At 56.7% G+C, this 26,459-nt stretch carries 26 protein-coding genes; 20 read left to right on the top strand and 6 right to left on the bottom strand.

Annotation, left to right across the window (positions count from 1 at the left end; all coding sequences use genetic code 11):
• Window positions 1–20: 20 nt before the first annotated feature.
• The 3 genes from argJ to ACFSOY_RS20205 are packed head-to-tail and all read left to right on the top strand — an operon-like array spanning window position 21 to window position 3,298.
• The gene (argJ, locus tag ACFSOY_RS20215; protein WP_386049675.1) at window positions 21–1,247 is read left to right on the top strand and encodes a bifunctional glutamate N-acetyltransferase/amino-acid acetyltransferase ArgJ; all 1,227 of its coding nucleotides are present in this window, start codon (window positions 21–23) and stop codon (window positions 1,245–1,247) included.
• A 12-nt stretch (window positions 1,248–1,259) separates the two neighbouring features.
• Entirely contained in the window at window positions 1,260–2,126 is an 867-nt protein-coding gene (argB, locus tag ACFSOY_RS20210; protein ID WP_386049662.1) for an acetylglutamate kinase, read from the top strand.
• Between the two features lie 8 nt (window positions 2,127–2,134).
• Window positions 2,135–3,298: an aspartate aminotransferase family protein gene (locus ACFSOY_RS20205; protein ID WP_386049661.1), complete on the top strand. Its 1,164-nt coding sequence runs from the start codon at window positions 2,135–2,137 to the stop codon at window positions 3,296–3,298.
• Between the two features lie 71 nt (window positions 3,299–3,369).
• Here the strand turns inward: ACFSOY_RS20205 and ACFSOY_RS20200 are convergent, their stop codons facing one another.
• Window positions 3,370–3,564: a hypothetical protein gene (locus ACFSOY_RS20200; protein ID WP_386049660.1), complete on the bottom strand. Its 195-nt coding sequence runs from the start codon at window positions 3,562–3,564 to the stop codon at window positions 3,370–3,372.
• A 201-nt stretch (window positions 3,565–3,765) separates the two neighbouring features.
• Here ACFSOY_RS20200 and ACFSOY_RS20195 point away from each other — a divergent pair, with 201 nt between their 5' ends.
• The 4 genes from ACFSOY_RS20195 to ACFSOY_RS20180 all read left to right on the top strand — a co-directional run bounded on the left by ACFSOY_RS20195 (window position 3,766) and on the right by ACFSOY_RS20180 (window position 7,624).
• Entirely contained in the window at window positions 3,766–3,954 is a 189-nt protein-coding gene (locus ACFSOY_RS20195; protein ID WP_386049659.1) for a hypothetical protein, read from the top strand.
• A gap of 128 nt (window positions 3,955–4,082) precedes the next feature.
• Complete coding sequence (locus ACFSOY_RS20190) at window positions 4,083–5,003, top strand: COX15/CtaA family protein (protein ID WP_386049658.1); 921 nt, start codon at window positions 4,083–4,085, stop codon at window positions 5,001–5,003.
• Window positions 5,004–5,110: 107 nt separating this feature from the next.
• A complete protein-coding gene (locus ACFSOY_RS20185; RefSeq protein ID WP_386049657.1) occupies window positions 5,111–6,091 on the top strand; it encodes an NYN domain-containing protein in 981 nt (326 codons plus the stop codon).
• 270 nt (window positions 6,092–6,361) lie between these two features.
• On the top strand, window positions 6,362–7,624 hold the full coding sequence (locus tag ACFSOY_RS20180; protein ID WP_386049656.1) for a stalk domain-containing protein: 1,263 nt from the start codon (window positions 6,362–6,364) through the stop codon (window positions 7,622–7,624).
• Between the two features lie 118 nt (window positions 7,625–7,742).
• Here the strand turns inward: ACFSOY_RS20180 and ACFSOY_RS20175 are convergent, their stop codons facing one another.
• From ACFSOY_RS20175 to ACFSOY_RS20160, 4 genes are all read right to left on the bottom strand, one after another.
• Complete coding sequence (locus ACFSOY_RS20175) at window positions 7,743–8,090, bottom strand: hypothetical protein (RefSeq protein WP_386049655.1); 348 nt, start codon at window positions 8,088–8,090, stop codon at window positions 7,743–7,745.
• 151 nt (window positions 8,091–8,241) lie between these two features.
• Entirely contained in the window at window positions 8,242–9,486 is a 1,245-nt protein-coding gene (locus ACFSOY_RS20170; protein ID WP_386049654.1) for an MFS transporter, read from the bottom strand.
• A gap of 621 nt (window positions 9,487–10,107) precedes the next feature.
• Window positions 10,108–11,310, bottom strand: coding sequence for an MFS transporter (locus tag ACFSOY_RS20165; protein WP_386049653.1), 1,203 nt, complete (start codon window positions 11,308–11,310; stop codon window positions 10,108–10,110).
• Window positions 11,311–11,462: 152 nt separating this feature from the next.
• On the bottom strand, window positions 11,463–13,406 hold the full coding sequence (locus ACFSOY_RS20160; RefSeq protein WP_386049652.1) for an ABC-F family ATP-binding cassette domain-containing protein: 1,944 nt from the start codon (window positions 13,404–13,406) through the stop codon (window positions 11,463–11,465).
• Window positions 13,407–13,536: 130 nt separating this feature from the next.
• Here ACFSOY_RS20160 and ACFSOY_RS20155 point away from each other — a divergent pair, with 130 nt between their 5' ends.
• Together ACFSOY_RS20155 and ACFSOY_RS20150 are read left to right on the top strand one after the other, a co-directional pair.
• Window positions 13,537–14,397, top strand: a complete 861-nt coding sequence (locus tag ACFSOY_RS20155) for a phosphatase PAP2 family protein (RefSeq protein WP_386049651.1) — start codon at window positions 13,537–13,539, stop codon at window positions 14,395–14,397.
• Between the two features lie 406 nt (window positions 14,398–14,803).
• On the top strand, window positions 14,804–15,373 hold the full coding sequence (locus ACFSOY_RS20150) for a 5-formyltetrahydrofolate cyclo-ligase (protein WP_386049650.1): 570 nt from the start codon (window positions 14,804–14,806) through the stop codon (window positions 15,371–15,373).
• Between the two features lie 428 nt (window positions 15,374–15,801).
• Here the strand turns inward: ACFSOY_RS20150 and ACFSOY_RS20145 are convergent, their stop codons facing one another.
• The gene (locus ACFSOY_RS20145; RefSeq protein ID WP_386049649.1) at window positions 15,802–16,941 is read right to left on the bottom strand and encodes a GGDEF domain-containing protein; all 1,140 of its coding nucleotides are present in this window, start codon (window positions 16,939–16,941) and stop codon (window positions 15,802–15,804) included.
• 172 nt (window positions 16,942–17,113) lie between these two features.
• Here ACFSOY_RS20145 and mobA point away from each other — a divergent pair, with 172 nt between their 5' ends.
• The 11 genes from mobA (at window position 17,114) to ACFSOY_RS20090 (ending at window position 26,413) form a co-directional block, all read left to right on the top strand.
• On the top strand, window positions 17,114–17,722 hold the full coding sequence (mobA, locus tag ACFSOY_RS20140) for a molybdenum cofactor guanylyltransferase (RefSeq protein WP_386049648.1): 609 nt from the start codon (window positions 17,114–17,116) through the stop codon (window positions 17,720–17,722).
• On the top strand, window positions 17,722–18,228 hold the full coding sequence (locus ACFSOY_RS20135) for a hypothetical protein (RefSeq protein ID WP_386049647.1): 507 nt from the start codon (window positions 17,722–17,724) through the stop codon (window positions 18,226–18,228). The genes mobA and ACFSOY_RS20135 overlap by 1 nt, the downstream gene beginning before the upstream one ends.
• A gap of 13 nt (window positions 18,229–18,241) precedes the next feature.
• Complete coding sequence (locus tag ACFSOY_RS20130; protein ID WP_386049646.1) at window positions 18,242–19,216, top strand: molybdopterin-binding protein; 975 nt, start codon at window positions 18,242–18,244, stop codon at window positions 19,214–19,216.
• Window positions 19,216–20,451 (top strand): molybdopterin molybdotransferase MoeA, encoded by a 1,236-nt coding sequence (locus tag ACFSOY_RS20125; RefSeq protein ID WP_386049645.1) that lies wholly within the window; start codon window positions 19,216–19,218, stop codon window positions 20,449–20,451. Before ACFSOY_RS20130 ends, ACFSOY_RS20125 begins: the two co-directional genes overlap by 1 nt.
• Window positions 20,448–20,945, top strand: a complete 498-nt coding sequence (gene mobB / locus ACFSOY_RS20120) for a molybdopterin-guanine dinucleotide biosynthesis protein B (RefSeq protein ID WP_386049644.1) — start codon at window positions 20,448–20,450, stop codon at window positions 20,943–20,945. The genes ACFSOY_RS20125 and mobB overlap by 4 nt, the downstream gene beginning before the upstream one ends.
• 38 nt (window positions 20,946–20,983) lie before the next feature.
• Complete coding sequence (gene tatA, locus ACFSOY_RS20115) at window positions 20,984–21,208, top strand: twin-arginine translocase TatA/TatE family subunit (RefSeq protein WP_386049643.1); 225 nt, start codon at window positions 20,984–20,986, stop codon at window positions 21,206–21,208.
• A 33-nt stretch (window positions 21,209–21,241) separates the two neighbouring features.
• Complete coding sequence (gene tatC / locus ACFSOY_RS20110; RefSeq protein ID WP_386049642.1) at window positions 21,242–22,015, top strand: twin-arginine translocase subunit TatC; 774 nt, start codon at window positions 21,242–21,244, stop codon at window positions 22,013–22,015.
• Between the two features lie 108 nt (window positions 22,016–22,123).
• Window positions 22,124–22,885, top strand: coding sequence for a DUF4230 domain-containing protein (locus tag ACFSOY_RS20105; protein ID WP_386049641.1), 762 nt, complete (start codon window positions 22,124–22,126; stop codon window positions 22,883–22,885).
• A gap of 274 nt (window positions 22,886–23,159) precedes the next feature.
• Complete coding sequence (groES, locus tag ACFSOY_RS20100) at window positions 23,160–23,444, top strand: co-chaperone GroES (RefSeq protein WP_386049640.1); 285 nt, start codon at window positions 23,160–23,162, stop codon at window positions 23,442–23,444.
• A gap of 83 nt (window positions 23,445–23,527) precedes the next feature.
• Window positions 23,528–25,150 carry a chaperonin GroEL gene (gene groL, locus ACFSOY_RS20095; RefSeq protein ID WP_386049639.1) on the top strand — a complete coding sequence of 541 codons (1,623 nt, stop codon included), beginning with the start codon at window positions 23,528–23,530 and terminating at the stop codon, window positions 25,148–25,150.
• 228 nt (window positions 25,151–25,378) lie between these two features.
• Entirely contained in the window at window positions 25,379–26,413 is a 1,035-nt protein-coding gene (locus ACFSOY_RS20090; RefSeq protein WP_386049638.1) for a murein hydrolase activator EnvC family protein, read from the top strand.
• The last annotated feature ends 46 nt before the right edge of the window (window positions 26,414–26,459 follow it).

Below are 26,459 nucleotides of genomic sequence, written 5' to 3'. Positions count from 1 at the left end.
AGGGGGAGCAAACTGTGAACATGATGGTGAAATCGACAACTTATACGGTGCTGCCAGACGGGACGATCACCCTCCCGCGCGGCTTTAAAGCGGCAGGTTTGCACGCCGGTATCAAAAAGAAGCGCAAGGATGTCGGACTGCTGGTGAGCGAAGTTCCTGCGGCGGCGGCAGGCGTGTTCACGCTGAACACGGTGCGAGCCGCCTGTGTGACACAGAATGAGCGACAATTGAAGTCCAACCCGCACCTGCAGGCGATCGTCGTCAATTCGGGCAACGCGAACGCATGCACCGGCAGACAGGGGGATGCGGATGCGCTGGAGATGCGAGCTTGCACGGCTGAACTGCTCAACCTGCCTGTGGAGAGCGTCGCGATCGCCTCGACGGGCGTGATCGGCATGCCGATGCCGATGGCTGCGCTCAAACAGGGCATCACATCGGCGAGCGAGTCGCTGAGCGAACAGGGCGGTCTCGACTTTGCTGAAGCGATCCTGACAACAGACACCTGCACCAAGACGGTCGCCGTTCAAGTGGAGATCGACAGCAAGCTGGTGACGCTGTTCGGCGTGGCAAAAGGGTCGGGCATGATCCACCCGAACATGGCGACGATGCTCGCGTTTGTCGCCACCGATGCGAACATCGACCCGAGCGCTCTGCAAAAGCTGTTGGGCAAGACGACAGACCGGACTTACAACTGCATCACCGTCGATGGGGATACCTCGACGAACGACATGGTGCTCGTCATGGCGAACGGCATGGCGGACAACAAGACGCTGACCGAAGATCATCCAGAGTGGGATTCGTTTGCAGAAGCGTTCCACTTTGCATCGGAGCAGCTGGCGAAAGAGATCGCCCGCGATGGTGAAGGGGCGACCAAGCTGGTCGAAGTGTTGGTCAAAGGTGCGGTCAGCGAGCTGAGCGCGACGGGGATCGCCAAGTCGATCGTCGGCTCCTCGCTGGTCAAGACGGCTGTGTTTGGCGCCGATGCGAACTGGGGGCGCATCCTCGCTGCGGTCGGCTACTCGGGCGTACCGTTCGATCCGGAGCGGGTGGACATCTGGCTCGGCTCTGTGCAGGTGGCGGCAGACGGAATGGGCCTCGCGTTTGACGAAGAGGCGGCCAAGTCGCAACTGTTGACCGACACGGTGACGATCACCGTCGATCTGAAGCTGGGCGATGCGGGCGCAACCGCCTACGGGTGCGATCTGACCTATGATTATGTGCGGATCAACGCCAGCTATCGGACGTGAGGAGGGTGTGAGATGATGACCGAAACGCTCTCCCCAGCGGAGAAAGCGCACGTTTTGCTGGAGGCGCTTCCCTATATTCAACGGTTTGCCGGCAAGATCGTCGTGATCAAATATGGCGGTTCGGCGATCGAGCCGGACAGCGGAGCGATCGATCCGGTGATCCTCGACATCATCTGGCTGAAGCAGGTCGGCCTGCTCCCCGTCGTCGTGCACGGCGGAGGCAAAGCGATCACGCGCTTGCTGGATCGCCTCGGCCATCCCGCCCAGTTTGTCGACGGCCTGCGAGTGACCGACCAGACGACGCTCGAAGCGGTCGAGATGGTGTTGGGCGGGCAGGTCAACCAGCAGCTGGTCGCCGCGTTTAACGCCAACGGCTGCAAGGCTGCAGGGTTGACCGGTGTCGATGGCGGACTGCTGGCCGCCCGCAAAAAAGAGCATCCAAGCGGAGATCTGGGCCAGGTGGGCGAAGTGCAGGCGGTCAACACCGACCTGGTGCACGCCTTGCTGCAGAACGATTTTCTGCCGGTGATCGCACCGCTCGGCTGCGACGAGAGCGGCGCGCGCTACAACATCAACGCAGACAGCGCGGCGGGCGCTCTCGCTGCCGCACTCGGGGCGGAAAAGCTGATCCTGTTGACCGATGTGCCGGGCATCATGAAAGACGGGCAAGTGCTCAACGAGGTGACGTCGAGCGAAGTGCAGGAGCTGATCGCGGACGGCACGATCGCAGGCGGGATGGTGCCGAAGGTCGGAGCTTGCCTCGAAGCGCTGCGCGGCGGTGCACAGCTGGTGCACATCCTGAACGGAAAAGAGCAAAATGCGCTTTTGCTGGAGATCTTTACCCAGCGGGGCATTGGAACTTTGGTGCGAGGAGTGTGAAAAAAGCGATGAGCTCTCTGATGAACAACTATGGGCGGTTTCCGGTGGCGTTTGTGCGCGGGCAGGGAAGCAAGCTGTGGGATGAAGCGGGGCGTGAGTATCTCGACTTCACCAGCGGGATTGCGGTGACCAACCTCGGACATGCGCATCCGAAGGTGACAGCGGCGATCCAAGCGCAAGCAGAAACGCTTCTGCACACGTCCAACCTGTACCGCATCCCCTTGCAGGAACAGGTGGCGACAAAGCTCGCCGAGCTGTCCGGGCTGTCCAAAGCGTTCTTTTGCAACTCGGGGGCGGAGGCGAACGAGGCAGCGATCAAGCTGGCTCGGAAGCACAGCCAAGCGAAGCACGGGGCGCACAAACATGAGATCTTAACCCTGCACGACAGCTTTCATGGGCGGACGCTGGCGACGGTGACCGCAACGTGCAAGCCGAAGTTTCAAGAGGGATTCGCACCGCTGATGCCAGGCTTTCGCTATGTGGAAAAGGAGCTGGCGGCGATCGAGCAGGCGATCGGGGACGCGACCTGCGCCGTGCTGGTCGAGCCGATTCAGGGCGAAGGGGGCGTGCATCCGCTCGGCGCCGAATTTTTGCAAGGGCTGCGGAAGCTGTGTGACCAGAACGGCCTGTTGCTGATCTTCGACGAGGTGCAGACCGGAATCGGGCGGACGGGCCACATGTTTGCGTTCGAAGCGGCAGGCGTGTTGCCAGACATCGTGACGCTGGCCAAAGGGCTCGGCAACGGGGTGCCAGTCGGCGCGATGCTCGCGAAGGAAGAGGTGGCGTCCGCTTTCGGGCCAGGAACGCACGGCTCGACGTTTGGCGGCAATCCGCTGGCGATGGCTGCTGCGCTCGCCGTGCTGACCGCGATCGAGGAAGAGGGTCTGGTACAGCGAGCGCGAGCGATCGGTGAGGAGTTTGAGCAGAAGCTCGCCCAACTGGTGGACAAATTCTCCTGTCTCACAGGCGTCCGCGGGCAGGGACTGCTGCGCGGGTTGGCGCTCAATCGCCCAGCTGCCCCGCTCGTCACCAAGTGTCTTGAACGCGGACTGCTGGTGCTGACAGCAGGTGAGAACACGCTGCGACTGCTGCCGCCGCTCAACCTGTCCGCCGAAGAGCTCGACCTCGGGATGGGCTTGCTGGAGCAGGCACTGTCCGATTTGGCAGACTGATCAGATCAAAAAACGAGCGCCTATGCGCTCGTTTTTTGATGTAAAATCGGTGCGCCCAGAAGCGCAAACAGTTAGCCTTGCTTGATGATGCCCGCCCACGGATCGATCGGATAGAGCTCAGCCACGACAGGTGTCGACGAGCTTTGTCCATTGGTGAGCGCGTCACCAGCAACGGTTGAGTCAGAAGTTGCAAATGATGCGGAGCCTGTTTGCAGTGCGAGAGCAGCGATTGCGCCAAGGGCAATAGAGAGCCAGTACTTTTTCATAGGAACGCCTCCAATAGTCTGATAGTTAAGAATAGACAGTGCATAAACATTTATACCAGTACAAAAACAATTTTTCAATAGATATATATTCAATTCAATTAAAAATAGGACAATTGTTATATTTTTTGTCATAGTTGGCAGCTCCATTCATATACATCACAAGAGCGCAAGAGCGGAGATACCTAGGAAAGGAGTCCGAACATGCGTCGAAAAGGGAGCCTCTTTTACCTGTTTTTTGTCTTGATCCTGTTCAATCTCATCTTCAGCCAACTTGGAATGAACTGGGGGATGCGGCTGCTGTTCAGCACGCTGCTCTTGGCGTTGCTCAGCTCAGTCGTCTCGCTCAGAGTGCGAAAAAGGCGAGCCAAAGCGCAAGACAGTTTGAGCTGACCGCATCGGGCCCAAGCGTTTTGTAATCGAATCTACATATTTGCCAACGAAAAACTCTTGTAACGATCCCTCTTGTACATTATGTTAAGGAGAGAGTTTCTGTTTCGTAGAAAGAGGGATTCGAGAAGATGAGCAAGAGCAAGCGTTGGTTAATCGGATTGGCCTATGTCGCGACGATCGTCATGTTTCTGGTGATGATCGCAGGTTCCTTGGTCACCAAGACCGAGTCGGGCATGGGATGCGGCAATTCATGGCCGCTGTGCAATGGCAAGTGGGTACCTGAGTATACGATCTCCTCGATGATCGAATATATGCACCGCATGATCACAGGTGTTGCTGGCATCGTCGTGGCGGCGTTCTCGCTGCTGGCATGGTGGAGCAACAGAGGGAATCGAGAAGTCAAGGCGATCGCCTTGTTCGGCATGTTTTTTATCGTGGTGGAATCGGCGCTCGGAGCGGCCGCGGTGATCAAGCCGCAGTCATCGCCTGTGTTGGCGTTGCACTTCGGGTTTTCGCTGTTGGCGTTTACCGGGGTACTGCTTTTGACGATCTACATCTTGCAACAGAAGAAGGCGAACTCATTCGTTCGAGCGGCAGTTGCAATAGGGTATCGCTACTACGCGTGGTTTGTGGCGTTTGCCGCATATGGCGTGGTTTACCTGGGCGCATATGTGCGCCACACTGGAGCGAGCGTCGCTTGCCCAGACTGGCCGCTTTGCCAAAACGGTGTGCTGATCCCTGAGCTTGAGGGATTGGTGGCGGTTCATTTCATCCACCGACTAGGCGCCCTGATTCTGTTCGTGCTGGTGACCGCGCTGATGGTGCTGACGGTCAAGCGTTACAAAAACACGCGTCGCGATCTGTATGTGGCGAGCATCCTCGCCTTCGTGCTGATCACCGCACAGGTGATCTCAGGCGGTTTTGTCGTGTTGCAGCAGTTGCATCTGTATGCGACGCTGACGCACTCGGCGATCATCACCTGCCTGTTCGGAACGCTTTGTTACATCTGCGTGCAGACATTGAAAGCTCCACGCGTCAAACAAAAGTAAGACGCAAGAACGCGTAAGGGAGGCTGTCTTGTGACGGCTTCTTTTTTTATGAAGGATGTTGCGCTCTGCTGTTGAAATTGACTTACAGGAAAAAGGAGGGGGCAACATTGCTAGAAGACCTGCAAGCGAACGGGCTGATTTTGAGCGATCAGAATGGAACGAGGCGACGCCCGAGCCGAGATGAGATGGTCAACATGCTCGTCGACACGATCAGCGAGACGGCGATGAAGTCAGAACGGGTCATCGCGAAACACAGCCAACTGGAAAATGTGGCGATCTACGTCGACTATGACAACGTGTATTGGACGCTAAAAAATAGCTATCTGCACGATCCTGACGATACGAATCTGGAGCGCAACCTGTTCGCTCAGCTGTGGAACACGTATGACCGAGACAATGTGCGCGTGTTCAAGGCGTTCGGCGATTTTGAGCAGATCGCTTGCGACATGACCTCTCTGCAGAAAAAGCGGATTCAGCTTCGCCACGTCTACGCCAATGGCAAAAAGGATGAGCATCGCAAGAACGCGTCAGACATCGAGCTCTGCCTCGATGCGATCGAGACGACCTATACCGATCCGAACATCTCCTGCTATGTGTTTGTCACAGCAGATAGTGACATGATTCCGATCATGAGCCGCCTGATGTACAAAGGGAAGCATGTCGAGCTGTACTATGTGCCGAGCGCAGCCTCCAAGCAGTTTGACATCACCTCATACGCGCACCGCGCGGTCGATCTGCTCGAATTTTTGAACATTCAGGTCAAAGAGTACAAGATTGAGAACTATGTCATCGGCGCGCTTGAGTTTATCGAAAACTGGGAGCGCAAGTTCCAAGAGAATCCGGAAGTATTCCTCGGTCGATCCTGGCTGTTCATGAAGCTGCGCGAAGTGTTGGCGATCCCGGAGAGTGCGGGGAGTCAGCTGTTGGAGTTCTTGGAGACGAACGAATATATCTTCCTCGACAACAAAAAGTATTACGACAAGGGCAGAGATGAACACACGATGAAAAAAAGTTATCGATTGGCGGCAAAAGGCATTCGCTGCTTGAAAGAGTATGCGAAAGAAGCGGCAGCGTCGAAAGAGTCGTAAGCGAAAGTTTTGAGATATTTTGTCGAAACACGTTTGACAATACTCTCTCTCAACAGTAATATATAGACATAGAGATCAACCTATTCGCTTACTATATCAATTCGCTACGCATTGTCGATACGCTATAATGATTCGCTATTTATGCAAAGACAGGAGCCAGATGGCTCCTGTCTTTTTTGTGCGCATATTGTCATAATCTTTTGATCGGAGATTCAATTTTGATATGGTAAAATATATAAAAATAGGAGATAGGATGGAGGAGGGTTGCCGATGAAACGTTGGGGAATTAGTCTGCTCGCCGCAGTGTCGATGCTCGTAAGCGGCGGAATCGCAGATCGCGCCAACGCGCTCGAAGTCGCGATGGCCGATGTGCAAGCGCCTTCCGTCTTGCTGGACGGCTATCCGTTGGCGACCAGCCCGAAGCCGATCAACGTGGACGGGACTGTGATGGTGCCGTTTCGCCCAATCGGCGAAGCGCTGGGCATCGAGATGGAGTGGGTACAGGCGACTTCGACGGTGATCGCGAACGATGGCAAGCAGGAGTTGCGGATGCAGATCGGCAACCGGACCGCATGGGTCGGGGGCAAGCCGGTGCAGTTGAGGGAGGCTCCGATGCTTAAAGAAGGTCGCACGCTGATTCCGCTGCGCTTTTTCAGCGAATCGGTCGGGGCGGAAGTGGACTGGATTCAAGCGACTCAGACGGCGACCATCGAGTCGCAGGAGAGCGACCTGCACGCGATGGTGTTCTATGGGCTCGGTTCCTATGGGCAGAAAGGTTATTTGCCCTACTTCGATGAAGCGTCGTTCACGTGGAGCCGCCTCGATCCGAACGGTGTGCTGACCACCGATCAGAGCGAATACGCTTGGCCGGTGCAAGGTGCGGAAGAGCTGCTGACAGAGGTGAAGGGTGCGGGCGTTGACACGTCCTTGATGGTCTTCTCGGTCGATGAGCACGGCGAGCTGACCAAGCTGTTGCGCGACGTGTCCCTGCAGGAGAAGTTTGCCTACGACCTTGTCGAGCTGTTGGAGAGACGGGGGATCGGCGGCGCCTATCTCGATTTTGAGACGCTCGCTCCGACCGGTGCGGGGAATATCCAAGAGGTGCGGGCACAGTATGCGGCGCTCGTCAAGCGCGTGGCAGACGTGCTGCACAGCAGAGGCAAGAAGCTGACGGTGGTGATGGCGCCGCTGCAGAACGGATGGTATCGCGGATATGATTATCAGGAGATCGCCAAACATGCGGATCACCTGTTTCTGATGGCCTACTCCTATGTGGATGACAGGCTGCCGCAGCCGATGAGCCGAATCGATGAGGACATTCGAGCGGCACTTCAAGTGGTCGAGCCGAAGAAGCTGATCCTCGGCATCAACGCATACAGCGAGACGCCAGCAGGCGTGCAAGAGAAGATCGGCTTGGCGAAGCGGTACAACTTGCACGGGGTGGGTTTTTGGATCTTGCGCGTGTTTGACGACCGGCTGATGGAGGGCATCGACAAACAGCTGTTGCTCCGACCGGAGCGCAACTTGAAATAGCGCAACTTGAGATAGCGCAACTTGAGATAGCGCAACTTGAGATAGCGCAACTTGAGATAGCGCAACTTGCGCGAAGAAAAGGGGCAGACCTGCACATGCAGGTCTGCCCCTTTTCAGGTTACTCGATTTCATAGCCAAGCGCTTCGATGATTGAAATGGTCGCGCGATGTGCGAAGTAGAACAGCGTTTTTGAGACGATGCCGACGACGACAAATTGTTTTTCTTCGTGGTCGATCATCTGCCAATCAGCAAAACTGCGCTGGTTATAGGAGTAGCGGCAGTAAATCGTGTAGTCCATTTCGTTGGAGGTAAGAAGGCGTGCCTGCAGGCGGATCGTATCGAGTTCAAACTCGATCGACTCCAGGCGAAAGCGATGATCAACTTGGTTGACGGGCAAGATTTTCGATTCAACTGTATTAAGTGTGTCTCGGAGTGATTTCATGTCAACTTCACTGCTCTCTTTCATTTCATTAACACTAGGTATAGTCTATTGTAGCAAACTTTCAGCAAATAGGGTATGGCAATTTGAGTTGTATTGGCGAAAAGTATTAATTTTTTCAGCAGGTCGCAAAAAAACACCCTTTCTCATCGAGCGAGAAAGGGTGTTGATCTGTCTGCTACGCACCTTTAACCGTTTGAACCTCAGTCGGGGTGCCCTGTTTAGAATTGAACAGCTTGCCCGAGGCGAGCACGCCGATCGCGGCGGCGATCATCAGACCGCTGATGATGTAGAGCGACCCGGTGGCGCCTGTGTAGGCGATCGTCTGGGTGAACAGGGCGAGCAGCGAGACGCGAAGCGCCATCCCAAACGCGTTGAAGAAGGAGCTGACCCGCCCGATCAGATGGTTGGGCACGATCTCCATCGTGACCGTATTGCGCGCCACGCGAATGCCCGCGTTGCCCCAGCCGAGGAAAAACTCCATCGCCAAGAAGACGAGCGCTGCTGGAAACAGGGCGGTGATCGTGATCGCGATCGCATAGACGATACCTGTCATGACCGACGTTTTGTACGGGTTGAATCGGTTCATCAAAAAGGGGATGGTCAGCCCGGCGGTGATCGCGCCGATCGCGTAAATCGTATTGCTCAAGCCGAGCACCGTCGCGCTTTCCTGCAAGGTGTCGGTCACATAGATCGGAAACAGATAGTTGCCCATCATCACCCCGATAAACGGCATCAGGGCGGAGATCAGATAGAGGTTTAAGAGCGGTTTCGATTTCAGATAGAGAAAGCCTTCTTTGATGTTCGCAAACAGCGAGACGGCAGGCCCGTTCTTCTCGCCTTTCTTTGCCTGATAGGGCACGAGGATGATCAGCACCATCCCGATCAGATAGGTGAGCGCATCGAGCACCAGCATGTGCGAGAGGAATACTTTTTCGATGAACAGCGAGGCGAGACCGCCTGAGATCATCGTGGCAAACTGGTTCTGCACTTCGATCATCGAGTTGAGCGAGCGGTAATGCTCCGGATCGAACAGCTCCTGGATGAAGGCAAACTTCGTAGGAAAGTAGATGGAGTAGTAGAGCGAACCGCCAAAGTGAATGCCGATCAACTGCCAAGTTTCAAACTGTCCGGTCAGATAGCCCCACAGCGCGAAGATGAGAACGGTGGAAAACCCGAGGATCTCCGCGAAGATCAGCGTTTTCTTCCGCGAGATGCGGTCGATCAGCACGCCGATATAAGGGGAGGCGAAAAATAGGATCAATGTCGAAAACAGCGTGGCATATCCGAAGATCTGATCGCCTCCCTCGCGGTTGACCAGCAACCACGGTACAGCGATCATCGTGATGCCCGATCCGATCGAAGAGAAAATGTTGGCCGTCAATAAATATAAAATTCTTCTGTCTTTTAAGATGCGAAACATATCCGTCCACCCCTTTGCTGGGAATCTATGCCCATTGTACACCCAGAAACCAACTTTGTATATAATTATGTATAAAAAATAGATTGGTGAATTTTCTGTAAATAAATATGAATGGGTGCTGCCCAACTCTGATTGTCGACTGGTGGGCAAGAGATGAGCGGGCAAGAGGTGAGAAGTGAGAGGTGAGAGGTGAGAGGTGAGAAGTGAGAAGTGAGAGGTGAGAGGTGAGAGGTGAGAGGTGAGAGGTGAGAGGTGAGAGGTGAGAGGTGAGAGGTGAGAGGTGAGAGGTGAGAGGTGAGAGGTGAGAGGTGAGAGGTGAGAGGTGAGAGGTGAGAGGTGAGAGATGAGAGATGAGAGATGAGAGATGAGTGCAGAGTACAGAGTACAGAGTACAGAGTACAGAGTACAGAGTGCAGAGTGCAGATAAGCAAAGAGGCACCCCGCTCCGCGAACAGGAAGGACACGCTACAAAGAATCTAAACGCGTACCGTTCATCCAAGATTAAAACCCCCAGACGCCATAAGATCCATAGCGTCTGGGGGTGATGAAGCGGCAAAAACTGAAGCTAAGCGTAACTAATTGCTTTCAGCGCATACGACCGAACCTTTTCGTGCAGCCAAACTACAGTGAAACGCTACCTCGGTTCGCTTTCAAGCGCAGGTTGCCGAGGGCGAGCAGCAAGGCGAGGATGATCGAGCCGTGGAAGATGGTCACCATGATCGGCAGAGTGAACGCCTCCAGCACATGTGGAGCGACCAGAAAGCCGATGGCGAATCCGGAGCGGTTGAGAAAGCCGGACACGCCGAAGATCCGTCCGCGGATCTCGTTGTCGCTCTGCTGCATCAGCGTATGATAGGTGGTGACAGACACCGCATCGAACACGCCGGTCACAAAGGCGAAGAACAGAATCCACGGCACCGAAGTGGAGGAAAGGAACAGAATGAAGCCGAGCGACATCCCGATCGTCGCCAAAAAGTAAGTGTAGACGAGACTTTTGCGCAGGATGGGGAGTCGCGGGATCAGGATCGATGAGATCACATTGCCAGCGCCCCACAGCGACCAGAACAGCCCGTAAAACAGCGCCTGACGCTCCGCACCGACCCCTTCTGCCAACAGCGGAATCCCGAGGTTGTGCGAGGCGGAGCCGAACGTGTCCACCACATAGACGAAAAAGACGGTGAACAGCACCGGATGCAGTTTGAGATACCCGACCACATCGCGCACATCTTGGCGCAGCGAGAGACGCGCTGTCTGCGATCGGCTCGCCCTGGATCGCGTCGGCCACTTGACGCGCAACAGGAAGAAGAACGAAAGCAAAAAGGAGAGCGCATCAAATGTGAAAACAGCCTTGTAGCCGAGCAGTTCGTAGAGGAATCCGCCGCCGAGAAACCCGATCACCATCGCGATCGAGCTCAGGCGAGACACGAACGCGTTGATGTTGAGCATGTTCTCTTTGCCATAGATCTCGGGCAGTTCGGCCCGAAAGGAAACTTCGAAAAACGAGGAGCACATCCCGATTGAAAAGCGCACGAGCAGGATCAGCCACGGCTCGGGAAAGAAGATCAGCACCGCGATCAGCCCTGCGCGCAACAGGTCGCTGATGATCATGATCTTGCGCCGCTCATAGCGGTCGGCGACAATTCCGGAGACGAGGCTGGACAGCAGTCCGCCCAGCACGCCGGCGAGCAGCAGCCCCGATAGCCACAGCGCGCTCCCGCCGGTGGCGAGCAAGATCAATGCCCCCATCGCGATCAGATCCATCCGCATGCCAAGCTCAGATAAGGCGTTCACATAGAGGTACGATTTGCTAATCGATCTGTTCATCCTTACACCTACCTCGAAAATTAAAAAGTGAATTCGTTTTAAAGATAATGGTGTAATCATACAGAAAAAATGGCGAGCAGTCTATACATATGAAAAAACAGGCGAACTTCGGCATGCTCCGAAGTTCGCCTGTCTCCTGTTGATCGATCTTGTTACTCACCTGCCGCTTCCAGATCGGCCCATTCCTCCATCAACGATTCCAACTCCGATCTCGCCGCTTCCAACTGCTCGTTTTTTGCGGCGGCGAGAAGGTGATCGTTGAACACTTCGGGGAGGCAGAGATCCGCTTCGAGCGTCTGGATCAGCTCCTCCAACTCCTCGATCCGGCTCTCCACCTTTGCCAGTCGCTCCACGCGCTTTTTCTCAAGGCGCTTCTGCTCTTTCTCCTGCTGACGGCGCAGCTGATAGTCGTCTGCCGGAACGTCCTGCTTTTTCGCCGTGGATGCGAGCGCTTCTTCTCGCTCCTTGCGCTCCGCTTCCAGCTCAGCTTTTTTCTCCACGTAGTCGTCATAATTGCCCAGATAGGAGGTGATCCCATCTGCGGAGAGCTCGACCACCCGCGTCGCCAAGCGGTTGACAAAATAGCGGTCATGGGAGATGAACAGCAGGGTGCCCGGATAGTCGTCCAGCGCGTTTTCCAGCACCTCTTTGCTCAGCAGGTCGAGATGGTTGGTCGGCTCGTCAAGAATCAGGAAGTTGGCGTTTAACAGCATCAGCTTGGCCAGCGCCACGCGGCTTTTCTCGCCGCCAGAGAGCGCGCCGATCGGCTTGGTCACCTCATCGCCGGAGAAGAGGAAATTCCCGAGCACCGTGCGCACGCGGGTCTGCTCCAAGTTGCGATACGCATCCCACACTTCGTTCAGCACGCTTTTGCTCGGCGTCAGATCTTCCTGCTCTTGCGCATAGTAGCCGAGCGAGACGTTCGTGCCGAGCTTGACTCGACCCTGCAGCGGCTGCAAGCGGTTGTTGATCGCCTTGAGCAGCGTCGTCTTGCCGATGCCGTTCGGGCCGATCAGCGCGATGCGCTCCCCGCGGTAGACGCTCAGGTTGAGGTTGGCAGACAGCACTTTGTCCGCATAGCCGAGGGCGACACCTTCGACGACGAGCACCTCGTTGCCGCTCTGCTTGTCGATGTTGAAGGAAAAGGACGCCTGCTCCTGCGTCAGCGCCGGGCGGTCGAGGCGATCGATCCGCTCCAGCATCTTGCGCCTGCTCTGCGCGCGCTTGGTCGTCGTGGCGCGGGCGATGTTGCGGCGCACAAAGTCTTCCAGCTTGGCGATCTCCGACTGCTGTTGGTCATAGCGCTTCTGCTGCTGTTCGAGATCGGCCGCCTTCTGCTCCAGATAGTCCGAATAGTTGCCTTTCCAGCGTCTGGTGCGTCCGCGCTCCATCTCGTAGATCACGTTGATCAGCGAGTCGAGAAAATAGCGGTCATGGGAGACCATCAGCAGTGCGCCAGGGTAGGATTTTAGATAGTCTTCCAGCCAGGTCAGCGTCTTGATGTCCAAATAGTTGGTCGGCTCGTCCAAGATCAGCAGATCAGGCTGAGTGATCAGCAGCTTGCCGAGCTGCAGGCGGGTCTTCTGACCGCCAGACAGCGAGTTGACGAGGCGGCTGTGCATCGCTTCTGGAAAATCGAGCCCATGCAGGATCGAGCGCACCTTCGCCTCGACCGCATAGCCGTTCTGGTCGGTAAACTCCTGTTGCAGTCGCGCATACTCGTCGGTCAGCTGGTTGTACTTCGCCTCCTGCTCATAGACGGCAGGATCTGCCATCATCCGCTCCAGATCGCGCATTTTCGCTTCGATGCGGTAGACGTCAGCGAAGACGGTGATCATCTCGTTCCAGATCGTCTGCTCCGAATCGATTCGCGAGGTCTGCGCCAGATAGCCGACCGTCGTCTCCTTGGAGATGTGAATCGTCCCCGAGTCGGCCGAGTTTTCGCCGGCGATGATCTTCAAAAAGGTCGATTTGCCCGCCCCGTTCGGCCCGATCAGCCCGACTCGCTCGCGATCTTGCACGACGATCGAGACGCCGTCGAGAATCACGTCCGTTCCGTAAGACTTGCGTATGTCATTCGCTTGCACGAGAATCATCTTTATCACCTAAAATCTGTAGGAATATCCTCTAAGTGTACCCCAGCCCTGCCGATCTGAAAAGGATTTCTGAACTCGTCCCAGCAGACATATACATCTTTCATCAAGGTCGGCCGGGAGGAGGTACAAGATGCAAAAGGATATTTTGCTCTGGATGCAGAGCTTTGCAAAGCCGTGGTTGGACAGCGTGATGATCTTCTTCTCCTTCATCGGGGACGAGGAGTTCTACGTGGCGACAGTGCCGCTGATCTACTGTTTGATCTCCAAGCGGGTGGCGATCAGGCTGGCGATCGTGCTGTCCCTCTCCACCTTCTTCAACTACGCGCTGAAAATATTTTTCAACTCGCCGCGCCCGATCGGGGTGGAGGGAATTCGCAGCCTCTACATCGAGTCTGCGCCGAGCATGTCGTTTCCCAGCGGTCACAGCCAGGGGTCGGCCACCTATTGGGGGTACTTGGCCTCACAGGTCAGAAAGGGCTGGTTTTACGGGTTTGCGATCCTGCTGGTGCTGACGATCATGTGCTCGCGACTCTATCTCGGCGTGCATTGGCCGATCGATGTCGTGGGCGGGCTGATCCTCGGACTGCTGTTCGTATCGGGGATCGTCTTTGTGGACAGCTGGCTGGCAGATCGACCGCTGTCATTTGGCATCAAGCTGTCGTTCGCCATCCTTCTGCCCCTGTTGCTCCTGCTGCTCTATCATCAGGCGGACGGAAGAAAGATGGTCGGCTTTTTGCTCGGATGCAGCACCGGCTATGTGCTGGAAGCGCAGATGATCAGGATGGCGCTGCCCCGATCGATCTGGAGGCGACTCCTGCCGACCGCAGTCGGGATCGCGCTCGTCTTCGGCCTGCGCGCGCTGTCCAAAGAGATGATGCCGCTCGGCGCGCCGTGGGATCTCGGCCGCTATCTGCTGCTCGGGCTGTTTGGGACATTTGCCGTCCCTTGGCTGTTGGTCAAGCTCGGCTGGTATCCGCGAGAAAGCACGTGATGCTTGGTCAAAAGCGCTGATCTGTACAACCGAATCGGGGGGATGGAAAGCGGTAGCGGATGAGGGAACTGATGGGGGAGCTGATCGTCATGCTCGAAATGAGGGCGTTTGAAAATGTCGACATCCGGTCAGCGCATGCGAACCGCGTGCCTGTAACGGAGGGAGATGGGAAAATGATGAACTCCGGTCGAACTGATCGGAGTTTTTTTGTGCAATGATTTTGTGCTACGATCAGGTACGATCAAAAGCTCGGGCAGCGCTTTGACGCGCGAAAAGGCAAAACTGCAGTTGAAATGAAAGGACATGAGCAAAGCGGCGCGAAAAAGAGCGTAATGAATCTTAAAGGTTTCGAAAAAAATAGGGTAGGCAATCATCGAATCGTCCGAAGGGCAGGAGGCCATCGATCATGAACAAAAAAGAGTTGCGCAAACAGCTGCTCGCCGAGCGGCAACAGCTGACGCGGGAGCAGCGAGCCCCATGGGATGCGGCGATCTTTAAGCGCTTGTCGGAGATGGAAGAGGTGCAGCAGGCATCGACGATCATGCTCTATCTCGACTTTCGCGGCGAAGTGGAGTCGGAGGAGATGATCCGCTACGGCCTTGCCGCCGGCAAGCGGGTGTGCGCTCCGGTGACCTTCAAGGAAGAGCGGCGGATGGTTCCGGTGCTGATCAGCTCGCTCGACCAGCTGCGCGAAGGCGCATACGGCATTCGCGAGCCACTGCACCTGCCGGAGCGAGAGGTGAGGGTGGAGGAGATCGACCTCGTCGTGCTGCCAGGTGTCGGGTTTGACCGCCAAGGCGGGCGGCTCGGCTACGGAGGGGGCTACTATGATCGCTTCCTGCCCAAGCTGCGCTCCGATGCGCGCAAGATCGCGGTCGCCTATGAGCTGCAGGTGGTGGCAGAGGTGCCGATGGAGGAGCATGACACACCGCTCGATGCGCTGGTGACCGAAGCGGGCGTCTGGCGCCGCACCTGATCGGGCTCGTGAGGGCAGAGAGGCAGAGAGGCAGAGAGGCAGAGAGGCAGAGAGGCAGAGAGGCAGAGAGGCAGAGAGGCAGAGAGGCAGAGAGGCAGAGAGGCAGAGAGGCAGAGAGGCAGAGAGGCAGAGAGGCAGAGAGGCAGAGAGGCATCGAACGGCGATGCCAGCGGAGTTACCGGAACGTGTCATCGCCAGCTGTCTGCTCGATCTGTCGAGCAGGCAGGGTTTTTTCAAGGGAGCGACTCGACATAATATTCACTCCTCTCGATTTAGCATGATATCTGTCGAGCAAAAAGGGCTTTTCAAGTGGGCGAGGCTGGCAACACTGGGGATGAGACCCTCGCACACCGAGAATTTTGTATGGACAATCGAGAAGTGAGCATAGAAAAAAGAGGGGCGTACCCCTCTTCTTTCTTTCGGCGATTTCACCCGGCCGTATGATTTTCTTCGAGCGTCAGGTTGTAGCGACAGGTCCGATTCTTCCCGGACGTCTTGGCGACATACATCGCTTTGTCCGCACAGTCGATCAGATGCTGGTGGTTGTGGCTCGTCTCCGGGAAGGAGGAGACGCCAACCGATGTTGTGATGCGCAGAAATTCACCGTTCGCCAGCGGGATCTTCACCTTGCTGATCTCGATGCGCAAAAACTCGGCCATCGCGTACGCATCTTCCAAGCTGGCGTCTGGCATGATCACCGCCAACTCCTCACCGCCTGAGCGACAAGGCGTATAGTAGGTGCCCTGCAGCAGGTCCTTCATGCGCTTGGCGATGATGCGCAACGCTTCATCGCCGACCAGATGACCAAACGTATCGTTGACTCGCTTGAAGTTGTCGATGTCGAACATCACCAAGGACAGCGGCTCTTCGTTCTGCTTCGCCTTCTCGATCTCGATGACCAGCTGGGAGTGCAGATAGGAGTGATTGTGCAGGTGTGTCAACTGATCGAGCACCGCTTTGTTGTGCAGGTCGAACGTGTACTCGGCCACCTGCCGCGAGATCGATTCCATCTCCATCACCAACTGCTCATTCTCATGCACCAGCTTCATCGATTCGGAGCTCGATTCCAAATGGCGGGTCTCCATCAGCGAGAGCATGAGGAAGACGAGCGACAGGAGCGAGAAGAAGACCATGCGCACCGCCACATCGCCGATCGACACAGCGCTTGGTGCGAGGAGCAGCACCGTCAGATAGCTCGCGTTGACCGCCAGCGTGTACCAGATGGCGGCACGGCACTTGTACAAAAAGGAAACCATCGCGAGCAACGCGAAGTAGGCGTAGTAGAGATCGCTCTGCAGACCGCCTTGATCGTAGACCATCACCGAGACGACTGCGAGGTCTGCCAGAGGCAGCAACTGCCACAGTTTCCAGCGATGCTTTCCTTTTCCATAGATGAAAAACATCGCGCCTGTCGTGAACAGATAATAGCCGAATGCGGACAGCATGATGGGATCGAACGAATCCGTATATGGTTGCCATGCGAACGGCAAGAGGATGAACGTGATGATGGTTCGCAAGGTGATCAACAGCGCTTTATGGTTCATAAGGAATCGAAAAAAGATTGCCATGTGACACGACTCCTTTCCAAGAGCTTGCATGAGCGGTGTCGCTAACATGAAAAATCATACATATTCCCCGTATGACCGTAGTGTAACATATGATTGAACTGTGCAACAGTAGTTGAGCTTATATTTATTCATTAGGAACATAAATAAAAATTTCATTAAGGGTGTAAACGCCATGAGAGGAATCCTGTTGTGCGGTGGGCAGTCCAGACGGATGGGGCAGAAGAAGCAATGGTTGCCGTTCGGTGATCGCCCCTTGCTGTTGCACACGCTCGACCAGCTGTACAAAACATGCGGCGATGTTGTGGTCGTCGCAAGCGATGAGGAGGAGCGCGAGCGGCTGGCTCGCTTACATGTGAATGCGATCCTCGACCAGTATCCGGGACAAGGCCCGCTCGCTGGCCTGCATGCGGGGCTGAGCGGACTACAAGGCGAGGAATGGGCGTGCCTCGTCGCCTGTGACCTCCCTTTTTTCCGCGGGGAGATCTTGCAGGATCTCGCCATGCTCGCGGAGGAAGATCGAGCGGCGCAAGCGGTGGTGCCTTGCGACGGGGAGCAACTCTTTCCCGTATGTGCGCTGTATCGTGGACAAGCGCGGCAAATTGCGGCATCCTGTTTAGAGGATGGGCAACGCGCCCTGCGCCAGTTTTTGCAACGCCTGCAAGTGCGCTATGTGCCGGCGGAGCGCTACGCGTCCTATCGACCGTTCCCTTTTCACAATATGAACACTATCGAGGAGTATGAGTTCGCTCGTGCTCTATGGAAGAAAGAAGGTTGGTCATGATGGAAGATCGTTACTTTCTTGCGCTCGGCTATGGCGGTGATCGAGGTGCCAGCGCGTGGTTCGAATGGAATTTCCGCTGTCTGATCGGTCAGGAGAACAAGGCTGACTTCAAAGCGCGGGACAAGTTCATTCAAGATTTTATCAATGCGACGGAGAACGGGCAAGAGTATGTGATCGGCGCTCCCGATCCGAGCGCACCCTATGTGCGCACGTTTGCTGAGTTTGCCAAGCGAGCGCTGGCGGAGCGGGACGATCTGTTCGTATTTTACATTCTCGAAGATGCGGCAGCTGAGCAGAACCGATTTCGGATCTATTTGAAAAAGGATGATCTGGAGGCGGAGCTGGCCGATCATCAGGTATACTGCGACGGCTTCGATCTGCCGCGCGATGCGCTGCTCTGGATGCAGGAGCAGGTCGGGTGCAGATTTTACATCACGGAGGATCGCTCCGAGATGATGATCGAGTTTCCGTATCAAGGGCCGGAGGAGCTGCCGGTCATCCAGTAGGAGGCGATGTTCGATGAAAAAGGAAGTCAGAGTCGAAGATGCGATCGGGATGCGCCTCGCGCACGACTTGACCCGCATCGTTCCGGGGGAGTTTAAAGGGCGTGCCTTTCGCAAAGGGCATGTGATCCGCGAGGAAGACATTCCAGCGCTCCTGAACATCGGCAAAGAGCACATCTACATCTTGGAGCTTTCGGCAGGAGAGCTGCACGAAGATGAGGCGGCCATGCGCATGGGCCGCGCGCTGTGCAGCGATCAGATGCGCTTTGAGGAACCGCACGAGGGCAAAGTGGTGCTGCAAGCGGAGCGGCCAGGGCTGTTGAAGGTGGATGAAGAGCGGCTGTTTGCGATCAACATGATCGACGAGATCGCCGTCGTCTCCCGCAAGACGGACACGCCGCTGCAAGCGGGCGACAAGATCGCCGGTCTGCGGGCGATCCCGCTGACGATCGCCGAAGCGAAGGTGGCAGAGGTGGAGCGGATCGCTTCTGAGGGCGATCTGTTTGCGATCAAGCCGTTTCGGCGCTTGCAGGTCGGGGTGGTCACCACCGGATCGGAAGTGCTGACCGGGCGCATCGAGGACAAGTTCGGCCCGCGGGTGCGAGAAAAGCTGGAGCGCTTCGGCTCGCAGGTGATCGGACAGCAGATCGTCGGCGACCGGGTGGAGGACATCGAGAATGCGATCATCTCGTTTCAGGAGAGCGGCGCGGACATGGTGCTCTGCACGGGCGGCATGTCGGTCGACCCGGACGATCGGACGCCGGGGGCGATCAGAAGAGCGGCGACCGAGGTGGTATCGTACGGCATGCCCGTCCTGCCCGGATCGATGATGATGCTCGCCTATCGCGGAGAGATGCCGATCTTCGGTCTGCCCGGCTGCGTGATCTTCGATGAGTTCACCTCGTTTGACATCCTGCTGCCGCGCGTGCTGGCAGGGGAGCGGGTGACGCGCAGCGAGGTGGCGCGGCTCGGACACGGGGGCCTCTTGTAATGGAGATGTTGTTGCGTCTGGAACAGGCGTGGCAACTGTCGCTCGATCGGGTGAGCGCCTGCGGGGTTGAGCGGGTGCCGCTCGGAGCATCGCAGGGGCGGGTGCTGGCGGAGCATGTGGTGGCGAAGTCGCCGCTGCCGCCGTTCGATCGGTCGGCGCTCGACGGCTATGCGGTGCGGGCTGCCGATCTGGTCGGGACGACAGCAGAGCGGCCGATCGAACTGCAAGTGGTGGAGGAAGTTCCCGCCGGAACGGTCGCAACGCATGCGGTCGCAAGCGGACAGGCGGTGCGCATCATGACGGGCGCCCCGATCCCGAGCGGCGCGGACGCGATCGTCCGCAAAGAGGCGGCCGAAGAGGTGGATGGAACGGTGCGCATCCTGTTGGAAGTGCCGCGCGGAGAGGCGATCTCTCGGCAGGGGGAAGACGCGCCGGCGGGGGCGGAGCTGCTCCGCGCGGGTCGGCAGATCGGCGCGGCGGAGATCGCCCTGCTCGCCACCGAGGGTGCGGAGACGGTGCTCGTCTACCGCAGACCACGGGTCGGCATCCTCGTCTCCGGCCGGGAGGTGCGCCCGCTCGCCGACCGGCTGTTGCCTGGCCAGATCAGAGATAGCAACGGCCCGATGATCGCAGCGATGGTGCGCGACATGGGCGCAGAGCCGATGCTGTACGGGCAGGTGGGCGATGAGCTGGCGGAGATCGTCCCGCTGCTGAACAAGGCGGTGGCAGAATGCGATCTCGTCCTGACCACCGGTGGCGTTTCGGTCGGCGATCACGACCTGATGCGCGAGGCGTTCGTGCAGGCGGGCGGGCGGCTGCTCTTTTGGAAAGTGCTGATGCGACCGGGCACGCCGGTCGCGTTTGCGGAGATCGAACAGACGCCTGTGTACGGTCTGTCGGGCAATCCGGCGGCCGCCTTTATCAACTATGCGCTGCTCGTCCAGCCGCTGCTGCGCAAGCTGGCCGGATGGGAGCATGTTCTGCACCGACCGGTGAAAGCCTATCTGGAGTGCGAGACAACTTCCGGCGTGATCGGGATGGATCGCTTCTTGCGGGCGCAGTTGGTCTCGCAGGAAGGCCGGCTGGTCGCGCGCGTCGGCAAGGGGCAAAAGGCGGCGATCCTCACCTCGCTCGCAGGCATTCAGGGGCTGGTGCGCATTCCGGCGCGCTCTGAGATGCGAAGCGGCGAGCTGGTCGAGGTGTACCTGCTGCGAGAAGGAGCGATCGGCAGATGAAGGCGGTGGCGGTGGTCGGCTACAAAAACACCGGCAAGACGACGCTCGTCTCCCGCCTTGTCGCCGCCTTCCGAGCGGAAGGCTACAAGGTCGGCACTTGCAAGCACGATGGCGGACACGATCTGGAGCTGGACACGCCGCAGACCGACACGTGGAAGCATCGCCAGGCGGGGGCGAGCGCGACGCTGATCGCATCGAGGTCCCAGGCGGCGCTGTACATGTACGAGCAGGAACCGCCGCTCGCCGACCTTTTGCACAGGTTGTCCAGCGCAGTTCCCGATCTCGATCTGGTGATCGTCGAAGGGTGGAAAGGGTCAGATCTGCCGAAGATCGTCATGGTGGGCGAAGATAAAATTGAACGATTGGCGAACGTTATCGGATATGCGGCGAATTGTAAAGAGTCGTCAATTGCAGTGGGTCAGGAGCAGGTGTATGATAGAGAGGATATTGATGCACTCGTCCGCTTGATCAAACATCGTGTTTTACACGAATAATGCACACAAGAACGATTCTAAACCTGGAGGGTTCTGCTATGTTTCAAAACATTGGTGTTCCGGGACTGATCCTGATTCTGGTCATCGCCCTGATCGTATTTGGCCCGAGCAAACTGCCGGAGATCGGCCGCGCATTTGGCCGCACGCTCAAAGAGTTCAAATCGGCGACAAAAGGCATCAGCAGCGACGATGACGATAAGAAAGATGACAAGCAGCCGGTTCTGGCGAGCAAAGAAGGCGAAAAAGGTCTGCAGACCAAGTAATGCTGTTCGAGGCGACAGGGAAGGTGTGAGCTTGTGAGCATTGAGCCAGAAACTCTGGTCGATCATATCGCCGAACTTCGCAAGCGGCTGATCTGGGTCTTGGTCATCTTTTTGATCAACTTGGTGATCTCATTCGTGTTTGTCGATCCGATCTACTACACCTTGGTCAACGATGCCAGCCGCTTGTTTCCTGGGATGGGCGAGATCGAGTTGACCGTCCTCGGACCGGGTGAGATTCTCAAAGTCTATTTTACCGTGGCGGGGTTGGCAGCGCTTGGGCTGACGATTCCGTTTTTGCTCTACCACATCTGGAAGTTCATCAAGCCCGCTCTGGAAGAACGCGAGGCGAAGCTCGCCTACAAGTTCATTCCGCTCGTCGGAGGGATGTTCTTCTTCGGTGTCCTATTCGGTTACTATTTCGTCTTTCCGCTACTGTACAAGTTCCTCTACCAGCTGGGGATGGAACGGTTTAACATCATGTATACGGCAGCCAACTATTTTGGCTTCATGACGAACATCGTCCTTCCGTTCGGCTTTATCTTCGAGATGCCGGTGGCCGTCCTGTTCCTCTCGCGGATCGGCATCTTGGCGCCGCACACGCTGATCAAGGTGCGCAAATATGCCTACCTGGTCCTGGTGATCGTCGCCTCGATGATCTCGCCGCCAGAGCTGATCTCCCACATCTCCGTCGCGGCGCCGATGATCCTGCTCTACGAGCTGTCGATCCTGATCGCCAAGTGGTCGTGGAAGAAGCGCGAACAGGCGATGCTGGAGGCGGAAGCGCGGTTGGCACAAGAAGAAGCATAGCGAGTTGAGCAACCATGCGCAGCCTTTTTCCCGATGGGGGAAGAGGCTGTTCGTTTCAAGTCATATTTCTGAAGATTGTCAACTATTCATAGAGAGAGGAGGCTGCTTGTGAGCGATCAAAAGAAGCCGTCTATCGAAGAGTTGGAAGAAGTGGTGAGACAGTTGAAACAGGCACAGGATCAATCGTCGGCCACCATCACGGCAGACAGCCTGCCACTGCTGCCTGATCGCGGAATCAAAAAGGCGAGATTTGTCAGCTTGCGAAGATGGTTTGGCAGAAAGCGTCTGCTGTTGCTCCTGGTGTTGGCAGCGCTGATGGCCGGCTTTGCAGGCGCGTGGTCGATCTTGAGCGTGAAGGAGAAGCCGAGCACGGCGGTGTTCGTCTCCGGCGTGCGCGAGCTGTCGGCGCTGGCAACAGCAGAAGCGTACGTGATGACGACGATCGAAGGGGCGGACAACCGGATCTTCGGTTTCGACATCGATGTCGATGTGCCCGGCACGAAGCGCAGCTATCTGTTCGTCGTGCCCGCCAAGATGCTGGCAGGCGTCGACCTGAAAAGCTTGCGGGCGGACGATGTGCGCATCGATCATGGCGCCAAGACGATCGAGATCGCGCTGCCGCACGCGACGTTTCTCGAAGAGGCGGTCCAGATGGATCAGATCAAAGTGTTCACCAACGAAGGGCTGTTCCGCGGCTCGACCGACATCAAGGAAGGGCTGAAGCTGATGTCCGAACAGCAGGTGTTGGGCAAGCTGCGCGACGAGGCGAGCGCGACCGGCATTTTGCAGTTGGCGGAGCGCAATGCAGAAAAGGCGCTGCAAGAGTTGTACGGGAAGACGGGGTACCGGCTGTCGGTGAGCTTTAAATAGGGAAAAGCCGGGTCACCCCCGGCTTTTCCGCTTCCATTCGAGCCGATTCGCGAAAACTTCCTATGGTGTTTCCCGCGGGCGATTCTGTATAATGTTGCCTGCAGACGGGCATGCTAGGCAGTTGTGTAGGTGCTTGAAAAAAATGCAAAGAAATTTACGCATCCCTCTTGCAAACAGAGTAGCAAATGACTATCATAAGAATTGGAATTAGCACTCGGTGATGGTGAGTGCTAACAAGAAGGATCAACTCATCAAAATCTGAGGAGGGTTTTGCATGATTAAACCGATTGGCGACCGCGTCGTCATCAAAGTTGTGGAACGTGAAGAGAAAACTGCAAGCGGGCTGTTCCTGCCGGACACCGCGAAAGAAAAGCCGCAAGAGGGCGAAGTGGTGGCAGTTGGCACCGGTAAAGTGGTTGGCAACGCGATCGTCGCACTCGACGTGAACGCGGGCGACCGCATCATCTTCTCCAAGTATGCAGGTACCGAAGTGAAATACGACGGTGTTGAATACCTGATCCTGCGCGAGTCTGATATCCTCGCGATCGTGGAGAAGTAGGAACGAACCGTTCCAACACATAGATCAAACGAACAGGTTTCAACACATACGTAAAACCGACAATACAGGAGGTTGTACGAACCATGGCTAAAGAGATTCGCTTTCAAGAAGACGCTCGCCGCTCGATGCTGCGCGGTGTGGACATCCTGGCTGACGCTGTCAAGGTGACCCTTGGCCCGCGCGGTCGCAACGTAGTGCTGGAGAAGAAGTTCGGCTCCCCGCTGATCACCAACGACGGTGTGACGATCGCGAAGGAGATCGAGCTGGAAGATGCATTTGAAAACATGGGTGCGCAGCTGGTCAAAGAAGTTGCGACCAAGACGAACGACATCGCAGGTGACGGCACGACCACCGCGACCGTTCTGGCGCAAGCGCTGATCCGCGAAGGTCTGAAAAACGTGACTGCTGGTGCGAACCCGATCGGTCTGCGCCGCGGTATCGAAAAAGCGACCCGCGTTGTTGTCGAAGAGATCGGACGCATCTCGACTCCGGTTCAAGGCAAAGAGGGCATCGCAAACGTCGCTTCGATCTCCGCAGGCGATGAGGAGGTCGGCGCTCAAATCGCAGAAGCGATGGAAAAAGTGGGCGAAGACGGCGTGATCACCGTCGAGGAGTCCAAAGGTTTCACCACCGAGGTGGAAGTGGTTGAAGGGATGCAATTTGACCGCGGCTACATCTCCCCGTACATGGTGACCGACTCCGACAAGATGGAAGCGGTTCTCGACGAGCCGTACATCCTGATCACCGACAAGAAGATCAGCAACATCCAAGAGATCCTGCCGGTGCTGGAGCGCGTGGTTCAATCGAGCCGTCCGCTGCTGATCATCGCAGAAGATCTCGAAGGCGAAGCGCAAGCGACGCTGATCGTCAACAAGCTGCGCGGCACGTTCACCGCAGTTGCGGTCAAAGCGCCAGGCTTTGGCGATCGCCGCAAAGCGATGCTGCAAGACATCGCCGCTCTGACCGGCGGTCAAGTGATCTCTGAAGAAGTCGGCCTTGAGCTGAAAAACACGCTGATCACCCAATTGGGTCGCGCACGCCAAGTTCGCGTTTCCAAGGAAAACACGATCATCGTCGACGGTTCTGGCGACAAGTCGGAAATCCAAGCGCGCGTCAACCAAATCAGAGTACAGCTGGAAGAGACCACTTCCGAGTTCGATAAAGAGAAGCTCCAAGAGCGTCTCGCGAAGCTCGCAGGCGGCGTTGCGGTGATCAAAGTCGGCGCAGCGACCGAAACGGAGCTGAAAGAGAAGAAACTCCGCATCGAAGATGCGCTGAACGCAACCCGTGCAGCGGTTGAAGAAGGCATCGTTCCTGGCGGCGGCACGGCGCTTGTCAACGTGATCCGCGCGCTGGATGCTGTCTCCCTCGAAGGGGACGAAGCGACCGGCCTGCAGATCGTGCGCGCAGCGCTCGAAGCACCGGTTCGTCAGATCGCGGCTAACGGCGGTCTGGAAGGCGCAGTCATCGTCGAGCGCCTGAAGAAAGAGGAAGTCGGCATCGGCTTCAACGCTGCGAACGGCGAATGGGTCAACATGCTCGAAGCTGGTATCGTCGACCCGGCGAAAGTTACCCGTTCCGCACTGCAAAACGCAGCATCTGTTGCGGCTCTGTTCCTGACCACCGAAGCGGTGATCGCTGACAAGCCGGAACCGAAAGGCGCAGCTCCGGCTATGCCAGACATGGGCGGCATGGGCATGATGTAAGCAAATCGTCTGTTCAAAGCTTCCCGCGAAGTTGCGAACAGGCACCGCATCCACCGAGGATGCATTCGAGAGACCACTCTCCCTTGTGAGGGTGGTCTCTTTTTCTGTTGACAACAATTTCCGAAACTTGGCGAATAAATGACAGAATGGTTACAACTTGCGCAAACTCCTTGTCCAGTCGTACCAAGAAACGGTACGATAAAGACTCGAAAAGGAGTGAAAGCGGGGATGAGTCAGAAGGGGAAACAGTTCACGGCATGCTTATTGGCCGGTTTGCTCTTGATTGCCACGCTGCCAGATGGCGCGTTGGCTGCCGAGCAAAAGGGCGAGCAAGCAGAAACGATCGAGCAAGAGATGAAGCAAGTAGACCGGGAACTCCACGATACATTAGACAGGATGAAAGCGTTAGAAGCTGAGCTCACAGAAGGCATGAAGGAAAACGAACGGCTCAAAGGCGAGATCGCAACACTGGAAAAGCGGATCGCCGAGCAAAAGGCCAAGCTGAACGAGCGGATGAAAGTGATCTATGAGAAAGGTGAGGTATCGTTTTGGGAAGTGCTGTTCCAAGCGACCGACTTTTCCGATTTTTTGGACCGAGTGTCACTGCTCTCGATGATCGTCAAGCAGGATCAGGAGCTGATCGACAGCTTGCGATCCGACCAAGAGCAACTGAAGGTGACAAAAGAGAACCTCGAACAGCAACAGCAGGCGCGCAAACAGAAGCAGGAAGAGATGCGCCAAGCGGAACAGGAGCTGCAAGCGCGTGCCAAATCGCTCAAGAGCGACTTGGCGGAAGCGATCGCAGCCAAGGCGGCCGAGCAGGCGGCGATCGAGGAGGCGCAACAGAAATATCAAGGCCCGCAGTTTATTGAGAGCGCGGGCGGCGGGGCGCTTGGCTGGCCTGTGCCCTCCTCGTTCCTGATCACTTCGGGCTACGGGTTTCGCGGTTCCGAATTTCACAAAGGCATCGACATCGGTGCTGCGATCGGCACCCCGTTTGTCGCCGCAGCTGACGGCGTGGTGATTCAGGCGGGGGCGGCGAGCGGCTTTGGCCACTGGATCGTCGTCGACCACGGCAACGGAGTGACCTCGATCTATGGCCACATGTATGCGAACGGCGTTTTCGTCCACGCAGGGCAGGCGGTCAAACAGGGTCAGGTGATCGGGTCGGTCGGCAACGACGGCGTTTCGACAGGGCCGCACTTGCATTTTGGGGTCCAACAGGGTGGAAGCTACGTCAACCCGATGTCTTATCTGCAATAAAAATCTCCGGGAGCAGATCCCGGAGATTTTTTTGTAGATACAAATG

This window comes from Tumebacillus lipolyticus (assembly GCF_042682745.1).
In the GTDB taxonomy this organism is placed as follows: Bacteria; Bacillota; Bacilli; order Tumebacillales; family Tumebacillaceae; genus Tumebacillus_A; species Tumebacillus_A lipolyticus.
This window is presented reverse-complemented; position numbering and strand designations above follow the sequence as displayed.